14 protein-coding genes and 1 pseudogene are annotated in these 16,988 nt (G+C 71.9%); 2 read left to right on the top strand and 13 right to left on the bottom strand.

Features of this window, described 5'->3' with window-relative positions; all coding sequences use genetic code 11:
* Positions 1-23 precede the first annotated feature (23 nt).
* The 7 genes from BOQ63_RS28365 to BOQ63_RS28335 all read right to left on the bottom strand — a co-directional run bounded on the left by BOQ63_RS28365 (position 24) and on the right by BOQ63_RS28335 (position 7,287).
* Positions 24-596: a toxin-antitoxin system HicB family antitoxin gene (locus BOQ63_RS28365; protein WP_030291139.1), complete on the bottom strand. Its 573-nt coding sequence runs from the start codon at positions 594-596 to the stop codon at positions 24-26.
* Positions 597-735: 139 nt separating this feature from the next.
* Positions 736-1,755, bottom strand: coding sequence for an adenosine deaminase (locus BOQ63_RS28360; RefSeq protein ID WP_030291141.1), 1,020 nt, complete (start codon positions 1,753-1,755; stop codon positions 736-738).
* A 159-nt stretch (positions 1,756-1,914) separates the two neighbouring features.
* Positions 1,915-3,210 carry a DUF445 domain-containing protein gene (locus BOQ63_RS28355; protein WP_037831716.1) on the bottom strand — a complete coding sequence of 432 codons (1,296 nt, stop codon included), beginning with the start codon at positions 3,208-3,210 and terminating at the stop codon, positions 1,915-1,917.
* 171 nt (positions 3,211-3,381) lie between these two features.
* Positions 3,382-4,278: a glycosyltransferase family 2 protein gene (locus tag BOQ63_RS28350; protein ID WP_030291145.1), complete on the bottom strand. Its 897-nt coding sequence runs from the start codon at positions 4,276-4,278 to the stop codon at positions 3,382-3,384.
* A gap of 201 nt (positions 4,279-4,479) precedes the next feature.
* Positions 4,480-5,439 (bottom strand): ABC transporter ATP-binding protein, encoded by a 960-nt coding sequence (locus BOQ63_RS28345; protein WP_030558043.1) that lies wholly within the window; start codon positions 5,437-5,439, stop codon positions 4,480-4,482.
* Between the two features lie 38 nt (positions 5,440-5,477).
* Positions 5,478-6,410, bottom strand: a complete 933-nt coding sequence (locus BOQ63_RS28340; RefSeq protein ID WP_223886058.1) for an ABC transporter permease — start codon at positions 6,408-6,410, stop codon at positions 5,478-5,480.
* On the bottom strand, positions 6,403-7,287 hold the full coding sequence (locus BOQ63_RS28335) for an ABC transporter permease (RefSeq protein ID WP_078867787.1): 885 nt from the start codon (positions 7,285-7,287) through the stop codon (positions 6,403-6,405). Before BOQ63_RS28335 ends, BOQ63_RS28340 begins: the two co-directional genes overlap by 8 nt.
* Positions 7,288-7,566: 279 nt before the next feature.
* Here BOQ63_RS28335 and BOQ63_RS28330 point away from each other — a divergent pair, with 279 nt between their 5' ends.
* The gene (locus tag BOQ63_RS28330; RefSeq protein ID WP_191093595.1) at positions 7,567-9,891 is read left to right on the top strand and encodes a transglycosylase domain-containing protein; all 2,325 of its coding nucleotides are present in this window, start codon (positions 7,567-7,569) and stop codon (positions 9,889-9,891) included.
* 22 nt (positions 9,892-9,913) lie between these two features.
* Here the strand turns inward: BOQ63_RS28330 and BOQ63_RS28325 are convergent, their stop codons facing one another.
* Both BOQ63_RS28325 and BOQ63_RS28320 read right to left on the bottom strand, forming a co-directional pair.
* Positions 9,914-11,089, bottom strand: coding sequence for a winged helix DNA-binding domain-containing protein (locus BOQ63_RS28325; RefSeq protein ID WP_030284140.1), 1,176 nt, complete (start codon positions 11,087-11,089; stop codon positions 9,914-9,916).
* 101 nt (positions 11,090-11,190) lie between these two features.
* Positions 11,191-11,415, bottom strand: a pseudogene (locus BOQ63_RS28320) (co-chaperone GroES); the annotation flags it as partial.
* 41 nt (positions 11,416-11,456) lie between these two features.
* Here BOQ63_RS28320 and BOQ63_RS28315 point away from each other — a divergent pair.
* Positions 11,457-13,061, top strand: coding sequence for a recombinase family protein (locus tag BOQ63_RS28315; RefSeq protein ID WP_030284135.1), 1,605 nt, complete (start codon positions 11,457-11,459; stop codon positions 13,059-13,061).
* Positions 13,062-13,184: 123 nt separating this feature from the next.
* On the opposite strand, the gene BOQ63_RS28310 is transcribed toward BOQ63_RS28315, so the two are convergent.
* The 4 genes from BOQ63_RS28310 to BOQ63_RS28295 all read right to left on the bottom strand — a co-directional run bounded on the left by BOQ63_RS28310 (position 13,185) and on the right by BOQ63_RS28295 (position 16,892).
* Positions 13,185-14,678: a replication initiator gene (locus tag BOQ63_RS28310; RefSeq protein ID WP_223886057.1), complete on the bottom strand. Its 1,494-nt coding sequence runs from the start codon at positions 14,676-14,678 to the stop codon at positions 13,185-13,187.
* Between the two features lie 163 nt (positions 14,679-14,841).
* On the bottom strand, positions 14,842-15,039 hold the full coding sequence (locus tag BOQ63_RS28305) for a hypothetical protein (RefSeq protein WP_030284131.1): 198 nt from the start codon (positions 15,037-15,039) through the stop codon (positions 14,842-14,844).
* On the bottom strand, positions 15,039-16,340 hold the full coding sequence (locus tag BOQ63_RS28300) for an FtsK/SpoIIIE domain-containing protein (RefSeq protein WP_051746869.1): 1,302 nt from the start codon (positions 16,338-16,340) through the stop codon (positions 15,039-15,041). Before BOQ63_RS28300 ends, BOQ63_RS28305 begins: the two co-directional genes overlap by 1 nt.
* A gap of 204 nt (positions 16,341-16,544) precedes the next feature.
* A complete protein-coding gene (locus BOQ63_RS28295) occupies positions 16,545-16,892 on the bottom strand; it encodes an SCO3933 family regulatory protein (protein ID WP_030284127.1) in 348 nt (115 codons plus the stop codon).
* Positions 16,893-16,988: the final 96 nt, after the last annotated feature.

The following is a 16,988-nucleotide window of genomic DNA, read 5'->3' as shown; positions in this document are numbered from 1 at the left end:
GAGGTGTCAGGGGCGCGGAGGTGTCAGTGGACCCAGCCCGTGAAGCCCTGGCCGCCGACGCTGCGCGTGGTGCGGCTGCCGAGGGCGGCGGCCGGGCGGGCGACCGGGCGGCCGCCCTCGACCGCACCGGCGACGGCCCGGACCAGCCAGGCGTTGAGGGAGAGGCCCTCCTGCCCGGCGGCCTCCTCCGCCCTCGCCTTGAGGTTGGCGGGCAGGCGCAGGTTGATCCTGGCGGTGCCCGCCTCGTCGGCCTCCGGCACCACGGGCGACGCGGATGGTGCCACTGGTGGCGCCACTGACGACGCCATCGGCGGCTCGGCGGGCGAGCCCTCACCGTGGAAGGCGTCGGCACCTGGCGGTGCCGTCACCACGAACTCGGGGTCGAGGCCGCGCAGCCGCACGTCCACCGAACCCGGGGCGAGGTCACGGGTGACTTCCCCCATGGCGGCCGAGAGGGCGTTGAGCAGGGTGAGCCGCACGGCCGACTCCAGCGGGAGCGTCAGCCGCTCGGCCAGCGCACGCGCTTCGTCCCCGCCGGTGGCGGCGGCCACCGCGAGCTCGTTCCGGAGGTTTTCGACGTACGGCGTGAGGTCCATGACCCAAGGATGGCACGGACGTGGTGCCATGTCGAGTCATTTGTGGCACCACTTTGGCACCATCTCGCAGTTGCGCTCGGCACCCACAACGGAACCGCCCCGCCGACCGAGGTCGACGGGGCGGTTCACCTGCGGAAACTCAGCCCTGCTGCCAGCCCGCCAGGTAGGAGTCGATCTCGCCGACCAGCCGTGCCTTGCCCGCCTGCTCCAGGAAGGAGGCCTCGACCGCGTTGCGGGCCAGCGCCGCCACACCGGTCTCGTCCAGCCCCAGCAGCCGCGCCGCCACCGCGTACTCGGTGTTGAGGTCGGTGCCGAACATCGGCGGGTCGTCGCTGTTGACCGTCACCAGCAGGCCGGCGTCCACCATCCGCTTGATCGGGTGGTCCTCGATCCGCTCGACGGCCCGGGTGGCGATGTTGGAGGTCGGGCAGACCTCCAGCGGGATGCGGTGCTCGCCCAGGTGGTCGAGCAGCGCCGGGTCCTTCACCGCCTGGGTGCCGTGCCCGATGCGCTCGGCGCCGAGCTCGCGGATCGCGTCCCAGACCGTCTGCGGCCCGGTGGTCTCACCGGCGTGCGGCACGGAGCGCAGGCCGCTCGCGCGCGCCCGGTCGAAGTACGGCTTGAACTGCGGGCGCGGCACGCCGATCTCCGGACCGCCCAGGCCGAAGCTCACCAGGCCCTCGGGGGCCAGCTCGGTGGCGAGGCGGGCGGTGACCTCGGCCGCCTCCAGCCCGGCCTCGCCGGGGATGTCGAAGCACCAGCGCAGCACGACGCCGAGGTCCTTCTCGGCGCGCAGCCGGGCGTCCTCGATCGCCTCCATGTAGGCCACGTCGGGGATGCCGCGCCTGACCGAGGAGTACGGCGTGAGGGTCAGCTCGGCGTACCGGATGTTCTGCCGGGCCATGTCCTCGGCCACGCCGTAGGTGAGCGCGCGGACGTCCTCGGCGTCGCGGACCAGGTCCACCACGCTCAGGTAGACCTCGATGAAGTGCGCGAAGTCGGTGAAGGTGAAGTACTCGGCGAGCGCCGCCGGGTCCGTCGGCACCTTGGAGTTCCCGGCGTGCCGGGCGGCCAGGTCGGCGACGATGCGCGGCGAGGCCGAGCCGACGTGGTGCACGTGCAGTTCCGCCTTGGGCATCCCGGCGATGAACGCCTCGATGCTCCGGTCAGCGGCGCTGCCGCTGCCAGTGGGGCTTCCGATCCGACTTCCGTCCGGCTGGACCACGGTGGTTCCCTTCTCCTTCTGCTCCGCGCCTCTACGCGCGTACCGCGAACATCGGCCAAGGATAGGCGCAACCCAGGGCCGCCGGGCCCGGAGTCACCCCCCGAGCGCGACCGCGACGGTGTGGATCAGCAGCCCGGCCAGCGCGCCGACCACGGTGCCGTTGATCCGGATGAACTGCAGGTCCCGTCCGACGTTGGCCTCGATCTTGCGCGAGGCCTCGTCGGCATCCCAGCCCGCGACCGTCTCGGAGATCAGCGAGGTGATCTCCGCCCGGTAGGTGTCGACCAGGTACTGGGCGGCGTCCTGCAGCCAGCCGTCCACCTTGGCCTGGAGCTTGGCGTCGGTGGCCAGGCGCTCGCCGAAGCGGCGCACGCCCTCGCGGATACGCCGGCGCAGTTCGCTGTCCTCGTCCTCGGCCGCGCCCATCACCAGGGTGCGCACGGCCGCCCAGGTGGAGTTGATCAGGTCCTGCACCTCGGGACGGGCCAGCAGCTCGCCCTTGGCCCGCTCGACCCGGGCGATGGTCTCCGGGTCGGTCTGCAGCTCGGTGGCGAAGTCGGCGAGGAAGTTGTCGATCGCGCCGCGGGCCGGGTGGTCGGGGTCGTCCCGGATGTCGGTGACGAAGCGCATCAGCTCCTTGTAGACCCGCTCGCCGACCTGCTGGTCGAGGAACTTCGGCGTCCAGCCCGGGGTCTTCTGGGTGACCTTCCGGACCACGTCCTCGTGGTTGGCGGTCAGCCAGCCGTGCGCCCGGACGGCGACCAGGTCCACCACCCCGCGGTGCCCGCCGTCCGCCACCACCTTGCCCAGCATCCGGCCCATCGGCTCGGCCACCGAGGTGGCGGCGGCCCGCCTGGTCACCGCCTCGGCGACCACCGCCCGCACGTCGTCGTCGCGCAGCACAGCGAGCAGGCCGCGCAGTGCCGCCGAGGCCTCCTTGGTGACCCGCTCGGCGCTGCCCGGCGCGGCCAGCCACTCCCCCAGCCGACGGCCGATGCCCAGCGCGGCAAGCCGGCCGCGCACCACGTGACCGGCCAGGAAGTTGTCGCCGACGAACTCGCCGAGCGAGCGCCCGAAGGCGTCCTTCTTGGTCGGGATGATCGCGGTGTGCGGGATCGGCAGGCCGAACGGACGGCGGAACAGCGCCGTCACCGCGAACCAGTCGGCCAGCGCGCCGACCATGCCCGCCTCGGCGGCGGCCGCCACGTACCCGGCCCAGGCGCCGGCGCCGGCCGCCTTCGCCCAGGTGGACAGGGCGAAGACCAGGGTCGCGAAGGCCAACAGACCGGTCGCGATGGTCTTCATCCGGCGGACGCCGCGTTTCTTCTGCTCGTCGGCCGCGGTGAACCGGACCCCGGGGCCGGTCCCGCTGAAGGCTTCGTCACTCACCCCGCCAGTCTGCCCGGTGTCCGGCGCGGACGGGGGCGTGCCCCGTGATCACCCGCGCCGGTTCGCGACCACACGCGACCACACAGACGCTCGGGCAGCCGTCCCCCCGGACGTCCCCCTGGACGTCCACCGCGGCCGTTCCCCCGGGCGTCCGGGCAGCCGTCCGGACGGTCAGCCGCGGCCCGCGCTCACCGAGTTGGCGAGCCGGCGCCATGCCGGGTGTCGCCGCAGCCGGCGCCGCAGCTGCTCCGGGACGGCGCCGCGCCACAGCTGCTGGGCGAGGTTGAGCGGCGGCGCTGCCTCGAACACCGGCTCCTCGCGCAGCAGGAACAGCTCGTCCGGCAGGCCGAGCCGGGCGTCCCGGAACGCCGGGAAGCCCGCGTAGTGCCGCCGCCCGTCGACCACCACCGGCGGTTCGCCGTGCGCGGCCTCGTAACGGATCTGGTCGCGCAGCGCCCCGGGCCTTACGGCGGCGGCGAGTTCGAGCCGCAGGCGCGCGGCGACCGGCAGCCGGTGGTACACCTCGCGGGCGCCGAACCGCTCGACCATCCGGCCGATCTCGGCGCACACCCGCCGCTGCAGCCCGTCGTCCAGCAGGAGGAAGTCGGCCCGGAGCAGCCGGGGCACGTCCCAGGCGAAGGTGCGGGCCCGGATGGCTTCCGACTCCTCGCCGGATTCGGCCAGTTCGTCGGCGACCTGCTGCAGTGCGGCGATCCCGCGCAGCCGGTTCAGCACCGGGGCCCACTCGGTGCTGTCGCCCCGATCCTCCTCGCGCGGCACCGGGCAACAGCAGTCGTAGTCGGCGAGGACGGACACCCGGTCCGCCCGCAGGCAGGCCTCCGGGGTGAACGGCTGGTCCGGCTGGTGGACCAGCCGGACCAGTCCGGGGTGCCAGGCGGCGTACTCGTCCAGCAGCGCCTCGCCGCCGTCCGTGGAGCCGTCGTCGACGACCACCACCTCCAGCCGCTCCCGTGCCAGGGGCTGCCCGACCAACGAGTCCAGGCAGGTGGGGAGGTGCGGCACGGTGTCGTGGACCGCGACCACCACGGTCACGTCGGGTGCGGTCATCGGGCGGCGGGCCTCCGGGATGGGGTCGAGCGGAACCTCGCACCGTCAACTCGGCCGCCCGCCGGGGAGTCACGTACCCTCCCCGGACGGGTGGCCGAATCCGAACACCGATCCGGACGGACCGGCCGGTCGCGACCTCCGCGTGCGCCCGCCCGGCAGCGCTACCCGATCGCGCCCCCTGCGTACGCCCGCCCGGCAGCGCTATCCGATCGAGACCTCCGCGTACATCCGCGCGATCACGTCCTCGATGGCCGGCTCGCGCACCGAGAGGTCCACCAGCGGGTACCGCGCCGCGACCTCCGCCACGATCGGCGCCGCGCTCTCCCGGGCCGGGAAGGCCAGCCACTGGCGCGGCCCCTCGACCTTCACCACCCGCGCACCCGCCACCTCGATCGGCGGCCGGGCCTCGGCCAGGTCGACCACCAGGGTCCGCTCGCTGCGCCCGGCGGCGTGCAGCCCGTCCAGTCCGCCGTCGTGGACGACCCGGCCGTGGTCGATCACCATCACCCGGCCGCAGAGCTGCTCGATGTCGGTGAGGTCGTGGGTGGTGAGCAGCACCGTGGTGCCGCGGTCGCGGTTGACCTCGCGCAGGAACTCGCGCACCTTGCCCTTGCTGACCACGTCCAGGCCGATGGTCGGCTCGTCCAGGTAGAGCACCTGGGGGTCGTGCAGCAGGGCGGCCGCGAGGTCGCCGCGCATCCGCTGGCCGAGTGAGAGCTGCCGTACGGGTGTGTCCAACAAGCCGCCCAGGTCGAGCAGTTCGACGCATCGGCCGAGGTTCTCGCGGTACCGCCGGTCGGGGATCCGGTAGATCCGGCGGGCGAGTTCGAAGGAGTCGCGCAGCGGGAGGTCCCACCACAGGGTGGTGCGCTGGCCGAAGACGACGCCGATCCGGCGGGCCAGTGCGACGCGTTCGCGGGCCGGGTCGACGCCGGCCACGCGCAACCGACCGGAGCTGGGGACGAGGATGCCGGTGAGCATCTTGATGGTGGTCGACTTGCCGGCGCCGTTGGGGCCGATGTAGCCGACGCACTCGCCGGCCTCGACCGTGAAGCTGAGCCCGTCCACCGCACGCACCTCGCGCCTGACCCGGCTGAACCGGCCGGTGCGGGCGCGCACGGTGAAGGTGCGGTGGACGTCCTGGAGTTCGATCAGTGCCATGGTGGTTCTCCTCCCCACGGAGTACGGAGTACGGAAGTTCAGCTGCCGGTGCCGCGGTAGGCGCGCAGCCCGGCCCGCCAGGCCGCCCCGGCGGCGGCGACGCACAGCGCGGCGGCGACCGGGGAGGCGTACTGGAAGGCGGTGGGCAGTCCGAGCGGGTCGGGCCGGTCGAGGATGCGAAGGCTGGGCAGCCAGTTGACGAAGGCCAGCGGGACGCCGAAGACCACTCCGGCGACCAGTTCCTTGGCGAAGATGGTCGGCGGGTAGTGGAGCAGGGTCGCGCCGCCGTATGTGAAGGAGTTCTGGATCTCCTTGGACTCGCCCCACCAGAACTGGACGGTGGCGCCGCCGACGTAGATCGCGCCGAAGATGACGCTGCCGCAGACCAGCAGGACGGGCACCAGCAGCACCCGGTCCCAGGTCCAGCGCACGTCCAGGGCGGCCAGCGACCAGGCGAGCACCATCAGGGCCTGGAGGGGGCGGCCGAGCCGGCGCAGGCTGAAGCGTTCGGCGCACAGCTGGGACAGCGCGGGGGCGGGGCGGATCAGCATGGTGTCCAGCGATCCGCTCATGATCCGCACGCCGAGGCCGTCGGCCGAGCCGACCAGCAGGTTGGCCATGCCGAGGGAGAAGGTCGCGGTGGCGTAGAGGAAGGCGATCTCCGGCAGGCTCCAGCCGCCGAGCCGGTCGGTGTGCTCGAACATGATCACCAGGACGACGAAGTCGAGGGAGTGGGTGACCAGACTGGCCACCAGGTTCAGCAGGAAGGAGGCCCGGTAGGCCATCATCGAGCGCATCCACATCCGGGCGCACAGCCACCAGGAGCGGACCGCCCAGGACGTCCGGGCGAGGAACGGCTCGGAGACGAACGGCTCGGAGGCGAACGGCTCAGCGGTGGCCGGCTCAGCGGTGGCCGGCTCAGCGGTGGCCTGCTCAGCGGCGCACGGCTCGGTGGTGAACGGCTCAGCCACCCTGCACCACCACCCGGCGGGTGGCCAGCCACTGCGCGCCCCGCCCGGCGAGGAGCAGCACGGCCGCCCAGCCCAGCTGGAAGCCCAGCGCGCCGAGCAGTCCGGCGCCGTCCGCCCGCTCCAGGAAGACGTCGGTCGGCACCTTGACCAGCGCCGCCCAGGGCAGCAGCGGGGCGAGGTCGCCGAGCCACCCGGGGAAGAGCGCGATCGGCAGCAGCATCCCGGAGAAGAACATCGAGACCACCAGCATCACCGCGCGCACCCCCTCCGAGTCGTGCAGCCAGAAGCCGGTGATCGAGACCAGGAACCGCAGCCCGAAGCTGACCAGCACCGCCAGCAGGACGGAGAGCAGGAAGAAGACCCAGGTCAGCGGGTGTTCGGGCATCCGGGTGCGGAACACCAGTGCGCCGACCAGCATCGGCACGGTGCCGCGGACCAGAGCCTGGAAGGCGGCCCGGCCGAGGTCGGTGGCCAGCCACCAGGCCTGGAAGTCGACCGGCCGGTAGAGGTCGACGGCGATGTCGCCGCTGCGGAAGCGGTCCTGGAGGTCGTCCTGGAAGCCCCCGCCCCAGACGGCGACGGTGACCAGCAGTGCCTGGCTGACCCAGATGTAGGTGACGGCCTGGCTCTGGTCGTAGCCGCCGAGGCTGGGCCTGGCCTGCCAGAGGGCGAGGAAGGAGGAGGCCAGGATGATGCCGAAGACGGTGTTGGTGAAGGTGCCGGCCAGGGTGGCGGCCCGGTAGGTGGAGTAGCGGCGGAAGGCGCCGCGGGCGACGGCGGCGTACAGCCCGGGGGCGGATCCGCCGAAGGCGGCCCCGCGTGCGGAGCCACCGGAGGTATCAGGGGGCCTCGCCCCGACCAGCGCAGCGTTCTGCATATTGTCTCCTTGTCGACAAATACGGGCGGGCGGCTGCCCGCAGCCGTCCGCGCACGCCCCAGCGGCTCCGACCGGCCGCACCCGGGGGTACCGGGCGGGCGGGCGGAGCTGTCGGAAGTCGGTGCGCTATGCGATTTGCACCTTTCACCGTACCGCCGGGCCCCAACCCCCGCACCCGGTTTTCCGACGCACCCCGGGGCGCGCGGCCCCACCCGCACAACCGCGCACCTCAGACCCGGACCTCCGCTGAGCCCACGTCAAATAGCAGATAATCCCGTCATGACCTTGAGCACCCGACGCCAGGCCAAACGGGCCGCCCGCCGCGAAGCCCGCCGCGCCCTCCCCCTCTGGCGCCGGATGCTGCCCACCTGGCGGATCACCCTCGGCACCCTCACCGCGCTGCTGCTGCTCGCCGTCGGCGCCTTCGCCGTGCTCTACGTCATCGTCCCGGTGCCCGACCCCAACGCCCACGCCGTCGCCCAGAACAACATCTACCTCTACGCCGACGGCACCACCGAGATCGCCCGCACCGGCGCCGTCAACCGCACCGACGTCACCATCGACCAGATCCCGCTGCAGACCCAGCAGGCCGTCGTCTCCGCCGAGGACCGCACCTTCTACCAGAACCGCGGCATCGACCTGAAGGGCATGCTCCGGGCCGGCTGGAACACCCTGCTCGGCAAGGGCATGCAGGGCGGCTCCACCATCACCCAGCAGTACGTCAAGAACTACTACCTGACCCAGGACCAGACCTTCGAACGCAAGGGCCGCGAACTCTTCATCGCCCTCAAGGTCGACCAGCAGCGCAGCAAGAACGAGGTCCTCGCCGGCTACCTCAACAGCAGCTACTTCGGCCGCGGCGCCTACGGCATCCAGAGCGCCGCCCACGCCTACTACGGCGTCGACGTCTCCCAGCTCACCCTCGGACAGGGCGCCTACCTCGCCTCCCTGCTCCAGGCCCCCAGCCTCTACGACGTCAGGACCGCCACCCCCGCCAACCGGGAGAAGGCCGTCGCCCGCTGGAACTACGCCCTCGACGGCATGGTCCAACTCGGCTTCCTCACCACCGCCGACCGCAACGCCGCCACCTTCCCCGAACCCATCGACCCCCAGCCCGCCACCGGCCTCGCCGGCCAGGCCGGCTACCTGGTCGGCGTCGCCGACGACTACCTCATCTCCTCCGGCACCATCGACGCCGCCACCCTCAAGGCCGGCGGCTGGCGGATCACCACCACCTTCGAGAAGCCCAAGCAGGACGCCTTCGTCAAAGCCGTCCAGGACGAACTCACCGGCGAACTCGACCCCAAGGCCCGCCCCACCACCGACACCGACGTCCGGGTCGCCGGCGCCTCCGTCGAACCCGCCACCGGCCGCGTCGTCGCCGTCTACGGCGGCCCCGACTACGCCAAGCAGCCCTTCAACGACGCCCTGCGCCAGGACAACCAGATCGGCTCCACCTTCAAGCCGATCGACCTCGCCGCCGGCCTGATCGCCCAGCACACCGTCGACGGCCGCCCCATCACCACCGAGACCCGCTACGACGGCACCAGCGAACGCCCCGTCACCGGCGGCCCCACCCCCTACGCGCCGCCCAACGAGGACGACGTCGACTACGGCAACATCACCCTGCGCTACGCCATGGTCAAGTCCGTCAACTCCGTCTACGCCCAGGAGGGCGTCGACGCCGGACTCGCCCGCGTCCGGGACACCGCCGTCAAACTCGGCATCCCCGACAGCGTCCGCGGCATGGACCCGGCCAACACCTCGATGACCCTCGGCACCGCCACCCCCAGCGCCCTCGACCTGGCCGGGGCCTACGCCACCCTCGCCAACCACGGCCAGGCCCACACCCCCTGGTCCGTCCAGAAACTCGAACGGGTCAACCCCGGCGGCGCCGTCGACGTTCCCAAGATGCCCGACCACAAGGCCACCGACGCCGTCGGCCGCAACATCGCCGACTCCGTCACCGACGTGCTGCGCGACGTCGTCAGCCCCCGCGGCACCGGCTCCGCCGCCCTCGACCTCGGCCGCCCCGCCGCAGGCAAGACCGGCACCACCGACGCCAACCTCTCCGCCTGGTTCGCCGGCTACACCCCCGAACTCACCACCACCGTCGGCTTGTTCCGGGAGAACCCGAAGAGCCACGCCAAGGAACCGCTGGCCGGCACCGCCGGCCTCACCCGGATCAACGGCGGCGCCTTCCCCACCAAGATCTGGACCGACTACATGACCGCCGCCCTCAGCGGCACCCCCACCCGGCAGTTCGACCTGCAGACCGGCCACACCGACCCCGGCCCCGACAACTGGCCCACCACCGGCGCCCCCACCAGCAGCTCCCCCAGCGCCACCCCCACCACCACCGCCGCCGCCACCAGCGCCCCCGCCACCACCCCCAGCCACGCCCCCAGCGCACCCGCCGCCACCGACCAGCCCAACCCCGGCCCGGTCGCCCCCAGCCCGCAGAACCCCCGGCCCACCCCCAGCCAGGACCAGCCCAGCCCCAGCAGCCGGCCCACCCAGACCCGGTCCGCCCGGCCCAGCGACCCGCCCACCGCCACCGCCGGCCCCAGCGGTACGGCGGTCGCCCCCGCCCCGGCCCGGTGAACCCGCGACGGGGCCCACACGGCTACCCCTTCGCGACCAACTCCCGCTCCAGCGGCGTCCGGAAGCGCGGCGTCACCCGCACCTCCCCCAACCACGCCGCCAACCGCCCCGCCTCCACCGCGACCGCCCGCTCCGCCTCCACCCCGACGTCCCGGAACAGCCGCCACACCACCTCGCCGTCCGCCCGCTGCGCCCAGCCGCCGACCACCTCGCCGCACCACCACACCGTCGGCCCGGCATTGCCCGCCCGGTCGAACAGCGCCGGCACGTCCTCCGGCCGCAGGTACCAGTCCCGCCCCCGCCAGCCCATCACCGCCGGGTCCAGCGCCGGCAACAGCGCCGCCCACGGCTCCGGGGCCGCCACCGGCCCCTCGTCCCCCGGCAGCACCAGGGCCGCCGCGCCGTCCGCCAGGGCAACGCCCCGCGCCCCCACGTCCGCCAGCGCCGTCCGGACCTCCCCCAGCGTCCAGCCCGTCCACCACTTCACGTCCTCGACCGTGCCGGGCCCGTACGCCGCCAGCCAGCGCCGCACCACCTCCGCCTTCGCCTCCCGCACCGGCACATCCGGCCACTGCGGCACCAGCGCCCACGGATAGCTGCTGCTCAACCAGGACCCGCGCGGACGGCACCGGCGCACGTGCCCGTCCGAGGCCAGCAACCGCATCAGCCGGCTGCCCACGCTCTGCTTCGCCTCGTACGCCTTGCCCGCCGACATCAGCATCGTCTCGCGCAACTGCGGCACGGCCTCGCCGAGTTCCTTGGTCGTCGCCTCCCCGCGCACGGCCAGCGCGGCCAGCACCTCGCGCTCCGTCTCCGCCAGCCGGGCCGCGTCCCAGCCCTCGGCGTGGTCCCGCAGGTGCTTCAGCAGCGTCGCCCGCTCCTTCGCCGCGATCGCCCGCGCCGCCCCCGCACTCACGTACGGGGCCAGCCCTTCCGTCACCGCGAAGATCGTCCGCCGCATCGACAGCAGCTTCACCAGCGAGACGTCCCCGTACAGCGCCCGGTCCACCTCCGCCGCCGAGGGCTCCGCCAGCCGCGCACAGGCCGACAGGTACACCGTCGCCGCGTCCGTCGCGTGCAGGCCGACCACCGCGTCGGCCACGTCCTCCACCCGCGCCGCCCGCGCCGAGGGCGCCAACAGCTGCCGACGCCCCAACCGGGCCCGCCGCTCCCCAACACCGATCACCGGGACACTCATGCCCGGACCCTAGCGGTCACGACCGTCGAACGGGTCCGCCGGCCACAATCCGGCCGACGGACCCGCCACACGGAACCCCCGCGGCCGCACCGCGGCCGCGGTCACAGGTACAGGCCGGTCGACCCCTCGGTGTCCCCGAAGCGGCTCGCCGCCACCGCGTGCAGGTCGCGCTCACGCAGCAGCACGTAGGTGGCGCCCCGGACCTCGACCTCCAGCTTGTCCTCCGGGTCGTACAGGACGCGGTCACCGGGCTCCACCGAGCGCACGCTCTGTCCCACGGCCACGGCCTCGGCCCAGGTGCAGCGCTTGGAAAGCTCCGCGGTCGCCTAGACTTCTAAAAGATTCGCTGCGTTGAAGGGGAACAGCAATGGCAGCAAAGTCTTTGACGCGTCGCCAGACGCTCCGGGCCATCATCTACATCCGGGTCTCGACCGCACGCGAGGACATGATCAGTCCGGAGCTCCAGGAGCACACCTGCCGGAAGTTCGCGATCGGCGAGGGCATGAACGTGATCGACGTGGTCCCCGATCTTGACCTCTCGGGTGGGGACTTCGCGAAGCGCCGTATCGGCGAGATCATCGCGCGGATCGCCTCCGGCGAAGCCGATGTGGTGCTGGTCTACCGGTGGGACCGCTTCGGCCGGAACCTCGAACAGTCGTTGATCAACCTCAGCACCCTCGAAGGCGTCGGGGGTACCGCGAAGTCGGCGACGGAGAACTTCGACACCAAGACCGCGGCTGGGCGCTTCGCCCGGAACAACATGCTCGGGCTGGCCGACCTCCAGCGGGAGCAGATCGGCGAAGGGTGGCAACGCACCCTCGCGCGCCGTCTGCGCAACGGCCTACCGCACAACGGGCATCCCCGATTCGGCTACCGGCTGTGCGCCACGTGCAAGCCGCCGAAGCCCCGGGCCGCCAACGGTCACCGCCGGGCGCGGGAGGAGATCGAGACGTGTGACAACTGCCGCTCAGGCATCCAGATCCCGGATCCGGTCTACGGGCCGGCCTTGGCCGATGCCTACGAGCGCTACGTGAGCGGCGTCAGTCTGGGCAAGATCTGCGACGAGATGCGCGAGCAGGGACTGACCACGTACGCCGGCCACACCATGGAGATCCACCGGCTCCAGGGAATCATGGACACCGGGTTCGCCGCCGGGTACATCCGGGTTCGCTCGGAGTCCAGCAGCTACCAGGAGGAACCGCCGGAGTCGGCCCTTGAACCGACGGGCGTGGGCAAGCTCGACCGATTCGTCTTCGTCCAGGGAGCGCACGAAGCGATCATCTCGCAGGAAACCTGGGACAAGTACCTGGAGAAGCGCCAGGCCGGTCGCCACGGCAAGCGCGATGGGAAGGCGAAGTACCCGGCGAGCGGTCTCGTTTTCTGTGGTGACTGCAAGCATCCCGCGCCCATGCGAGCAGGCCTCTCGGGCGGAAGCCGCCAGCCCGTGTGGCGCTGCCAGGGCATCCAACTCCGCACCTGCAACCACTCGAACGCCCACCGGGAGACGCTCGACGCAGTGATCTTCGCTTGGATCAACGAGCGGGCATTCGGCGAGGAGACAGGCCGGGCAACTGCGGAAGCCGCCGTGGACGCCGCTCACCAGGAACCCGACGAATCGTGGCGGTGGGAAGCCGAGATTCAGAAGCTCAAGAAGCAGCGGAAGAACCTGATCCGGATGGCGGCCTCAGAGGACATCACCCGTGAGGACTTCCTTGAACAGCGCGACGACGTCGACAACGAGCTTGCCAAGGCGGAGGCTCAGCTTGCGCGCTGCGGCCGGGTGAAGGCCAATCCCCGGCCGCCTCGGGAAGTGTTCGAGGGGCTTGCCCGAGAGTGGCCAGACATGGCCGACCACCTCAAGCAAGCCGCCCTGCGAAGCGCCATCGGGAAGATCATCGTGCAGCGCGGGCCCCTTCGCGATCCGCACCGCTACACGATCATCCCGCGTTGGGAGATGACCGAGGCAGCCTAGGCAGCAGCCTCGGAGGGGCCGAGTTCGGGATCTTCGCCATCCCGAATCTCGGCCCATTCTCGGAGGTAGCGTTCGGCCGCAGCTCTGCCGACAACCTCCCAGAACTCAGCCCAGCACTCTTCCTCAGTGGGAGGACGGTCGGCCATCAGTCCCCCTCCGCTGAGCGACCGGTCCGGACGAGATCTCTCCACGGTGCGAATGCGTGATCTCCCGGTTGGTGGCGAGGTCTTCGGCAATGCCAGCGGCGATGAGGGCTTCGGCGGGGGTGTGGCCGGTCCCGGCGAAGCGCCAGGCGGATTCGGTGGTGGTCTCGTTGTCCCAGTCGGTGTACAGGGGTGGGGCACCGGCCAGGGCACGGGCGTGTTCGGCGCGGTCGGCCCGGAGACGGGTGTAGGTGGTGGAGTAGGCGTGGGTCTTGGTGAGGCAGTGGCCCAGGTATCCGAGCGTGTGGGCCCAGGTGCGCAGGCGCAGGTGCTCCAGTTCGGGCAGTTCGCCGAGCCGCCAGGCGGTGGCGATGAGGGCCCGCACGTGCGGGACGACGCGGAGTGCTCGGATTTGTGCCGCGGAGGTGATGCGGCGGTCGACGGCGCCGGCGGTTTCGGCGCTCTTGCTGGTGTACTTGGCGACGTAGGCGGCCACGGCATCATCGGTGAGTCGTCCGCCGTCCCCGTTGGTGAGGGGGTGCGCGTCCAACTGGGTGCCGAAGCTGAGCCGTCTGCCGCTGTAGGCCGCCGAGTCGGGGCACGGCAGTGCCACAGCAGCGGCAGCCGAGTGGACGGTCTCCAGAAGGAGATCCGAGGTTGCCCAGGGCGGAGGCGGTGAGCCGGGCCCGGCAGGTCCGTCGAAGCGGATGACGGCGTGGAAGTGGACCGCGCCGCGCTTCTGGTACTCCGCGACCTTGGTGGACGACACCCGGACCAGGGTGCGTACCTGTGACCGGCCGACGCCGGCCCGGGTGGCGACGTGGTGGTAGAGGTTGTCGCGGAAGGCTTTCCACAACACCGGGGCCATGGCGTTCCAGAGGATGTGGCCGGGGTAGTCGTAGCAGTCGGCGCACAGCGGCTGTCCGATGAGCGGGTCCGCGTCGGGGTGCGTTCGGCCGCAGCCGTGTCGTCCGCCGTGTTCGCAGCGTCGGCGCCGGGCCGGGTGGCAGGTGTCCGCGCGGTGGACCGGGCCGAACGAGGGGGCGGTCAGGGTGACGAACAGCCGCGGGTGGGTGCGGACCGTGTTGGGAACACCCTTGCCGCCGATGAGGCCGGAGCGGACCAGGTGGAAGGTGTCGCCGCCATGCTCCCGGGAGCACGACGGGCAGCGGGAGGCCCGGCGGTTCCGGCAACGGACCGCCAGCCGGCCGCCGGGTTCCGTGCCGGTCGTGTAGTGGCGCAGGGCTTCACCGGTGCTGGCGTCCAGAGTGGTGGTGTGTCCGGTGAGGTAGACGGGTTCGGCGCATCCTCCGGTGGCGCGGATCTGTTCCAGCCAGCGGTTCAGGTCCTGCATCTCACCAAGGCGAACCAAGTCGCGCTCTAATGAAGGTAGTTGGCGCAGCCGCGCCTCCCGGTCGAGGAAGGCGCGGCGTGCGGTGGGATCGGTGTACGGGTTGGTGGCCGGGCGGGTCATGGTGGGTGTCTCCAGGGCCAGGGTTCGCCGGGCCCCGGCCGGGCCAGACACGTACTGGCGCGGCCGGGGGTGGCTTGGGGGCGGGTGGAGGGGGTCCGGCGGACCAGGGTTCCGGTCGGTCCGCCGTTGCGGGTTGGGTGAGTTGGCACGGTGATCACGCCGTTCAGGTGGTGTGGGTGAGGCCTTGGACGGCCCAGGTCACGATGTAGACGATCGGGTCGGTCCAGCCGATGCGGTCGAGGTAGATGGCGAGCACGCCGATCAGGAGGACCTGCCAGACCTTGAGTTCGCCGGCGCGGACCAGGAGGAAGGTGGCGAGGGCCAGGAAGCCGATCAGGACGAGGACGGCGCCGTTGCTCATCAGAGGTAGACCCCTTCGGTCGGCTCGTCCACGTGGAGCCCGGGCCAGGCCGGAGCCAGGCGGGCGTACTTCCGCGCGGCGCGGCGGGCCTGTTCCGGGGTGACGTGGATCGAGCGGGCGCGGCGCCACTGGCCGTCGGTGTCGGCGGTAATGGCGACGCCCTGTTCTGCGAGAGTGATGCGTTGGGCTGCGGCGAGGGCGTCCTTGTTGAGGTCGCCGAGAGCCATCTCTGCCGTCCCGGAGTCGCTGACCCGGTGGCAGATGCGGCCGGCCAACTGTGCCCGCAGGGCCGTGACGCCGGGGCCGAGGTCCGAGCCGACCCGCTGTCCGGCGATCACCAGGTGGATGCCGAGGGCCGCGCCGAGCTGGGACAGCCTCAGGAGGTTCGTGGAGATCTCCCCGACCTCCGCCTTGTCCTCGCGCGTGGCCATCAGGTACAGCTCGGCCACCTCGTCCACGATCACGACGATCGGCAGCTTGCAGAGCTTGCCCGGCAGGTCCCAGATCGACCGGGCCCCGACCGAGCGGCACAGCTGCATCCGAGCTTCGGTCTCTGCCACCAGCTCTGCGAGCAACCGGGCCGCTTCCGCCCGCGTCGATGCCAGGGCCGAGAGTCGATCTTCGAACAGGGGCAGTTCCATGCCGCCCTTGAGGTCGATGCCGAACAGGGCGACGCGTTGCGGGGCGAGTTCCTTCACGAGGGCGGCGATCAGAGTGGACTTGCCGGAACGGGTCGCGCCGACGACCAGCCAGTGCGGTGCCCTCCGGAAGTCGATCATCCGGGCCCGGCCGTCCTCCAACAGGCCGACCACCACCCGCAGTGCGCGCTGTTTCAGCTGGTAGGGCACGATGGGCGCCCGGAGCGGGTCCCAGGCGAGCGCGGAGAGGGTGACGAACCCGAGTTCGTCGGAGGAGAGTCGGACCGCGTGGACCCGCCAGGCATGGGTGAGTGCTTCGACGGCGGACAGGAGGTGGTCCGGCACCTGCCCCGGGTGGAGCCGCACCCTCACGTCCAGGCCGCCGCGTCGCAGCTTCGGCGCGCCCAGGCGGGGCGGAACTGGCTTGAGAGGATCGCCCCTGACGACTAGGTCGCCGAGCAGGGCCCGCCCGGGGCGCTTGGCCACCGCCAGACCGAGATTCGTAGTCAGCCGCCGCCACGTCACCCGGACCCGCACCGCGGTTGCTGGGTAGCCGAGCAGGCACCACCACACGTAGGGGTAGTTGCGCCGAAGCCCCGGGGCGATGATCAGCAGGACAAGCACTGTGGCCAGCAGCGCCAGCCAGAGAATCTGCGCCAGCATCACGACCGCCCCCGTTCTCCATCGCGGTGTTGTGCGCTTCGGTCTCCAGGTCGCGAGCCTGGCCGGCGGCCTTGGTCGCGACGATGACGATGTGGTCGAAGAGCTGGGCACCTTCCTCGTCCGGGGCGAACGGGTCCACCTCTTCGGCCAGGTCGCCGAGTTCGCGCAGCAAGCCGCGCAGCTTCACACGGGTCGCGCCGCTCATCAGGCGTCTCCGCCCTTGCGCGAGGCGGCCGGGGCGGGGATGGGGGTGATGGCGTCGGCCCGGAACGAGAGACCGTGCCGGTCGCCCATCGCCCACGAGAAGGCCGTCAGTCCGGTGACGCGCACCTGGACACCCTCGACCACACCGGCCGGCTCGCCCGGGACGCTGATCTCAATGATCGACGCCCGCCGCCCCTCCTGACGCACGGCGATGCCAACCGTGTACATGGTCTGGCCGTCCTGGTTCTTGCGGACCTCTCCGGTCTCGCGGTTCGCGATCCGCACTTCGGGGGCAACGATGCAGGTCATCGTGCCGAGCCGGGTTCCGTCCACGGGAATGGACTGCATGAGCACACGCTCCTAGGTCACCAAGGCCGCCTGACGTATGTCGTCAAACGTACCTACCTTTGGTGAGCCGATGATGCGCCGCCTTGACGCCCCAGC

The organism is Streptomyces viridifaciens, assembly GCF_001888885.2.
Taxonomy (GTDB): Bacteria; Actinomycetota; Actinomycetes; order Streptomycetales; family Streptomycetaceae; genus Kitasatospora; species Kitasatospora aureofaciens.
The sequence above is the reverse complement of the archived record's forward strand: the minus strand, read 5'-3'. Positions and strand labels throughout refer to the sequence as shown.

Bases quoted from the DNA above. Each gene is read 5' to 3' on its own strand.
- BOQ63_RS28315 (WP_030284135.1), top strand. From the start codon at position 11,457: ATGGCAGCAAAGTCTTTGACGCGTCGCCAGACGCTCCGGGCCATCATC.
- BOQ63_RS28345 (WP_030558043.1), bottom strand. From the start codon at position 5,439: ATGGCACTGATCGAACTCCAGGACGTCCACCGCACCTTCACCGTGCGC.
- BOQ63_RS28305 (WP_030284131.1), bottom strand. From the start codon at position 15,039: ATGAGCAACGGCGCCGTCCTCGTCCTGATCGGCTTCCTGGCCCTCGCC.
- BOQ63_RS28335 (WP_078867787.1), bottom strand. From the start codon at position 7,287: ATGCAGAACGCTGCGCTGGTCGGGGCGAGGCCCCCTGATACCTCCGGT.
- BOQ63_RS28300 (WP_051746869.1), bottom strand. From the start codon at position 16,340: ATGCTGGCGCAGATTCTCTGGCTGGCGCTGCTGGCCACAGTGCTTGTC.
- BOQ63_RS28365 (WP_030291139.1), bottom strand. From the start codon at position 596: ATGGACCTCACGCCGTACGTCGAAAACCTCCGGAACGAGCTCGCGGTG.
- BOQ63_RS28330 (WP_191093595.1), top strand. From the start codon at position 7,567: ATGACCTTGAGCACCCGACGCCAGGCCAAACGGGCCGCCCGCCGCGAA.
- BOQ63_RS28325 (WP_030284140.1), bottom strand. From the start codon at position 11,089: ATGAGTGTCCCGGTGATCGGTGTTGGGGAGCGGCGGGCCCGGTTGGGG.
- BOQ63_RS28295 (WP_030284127.1), bottom strand. From the start codon at position 16,892: ATGCAGTCCATTCCCGTGGACGGAACCCGGCTCGGCACGATGACCTGC.
- BOQ63_RS28350 (WP_030291145.1), bottom strand. From the start codon at position 4,278: ATGACCGCACCCGACGTGACCGTGGTGGTCGCGGTCCACGACACCGTG.
- BOQ63_RS28310 (WP_223886057.1), bottom strand. From the start codon at position 14,678: ATGACCCGCCCGGCCACCAACCCGTACACCGATCCCACCGCACGCCGC.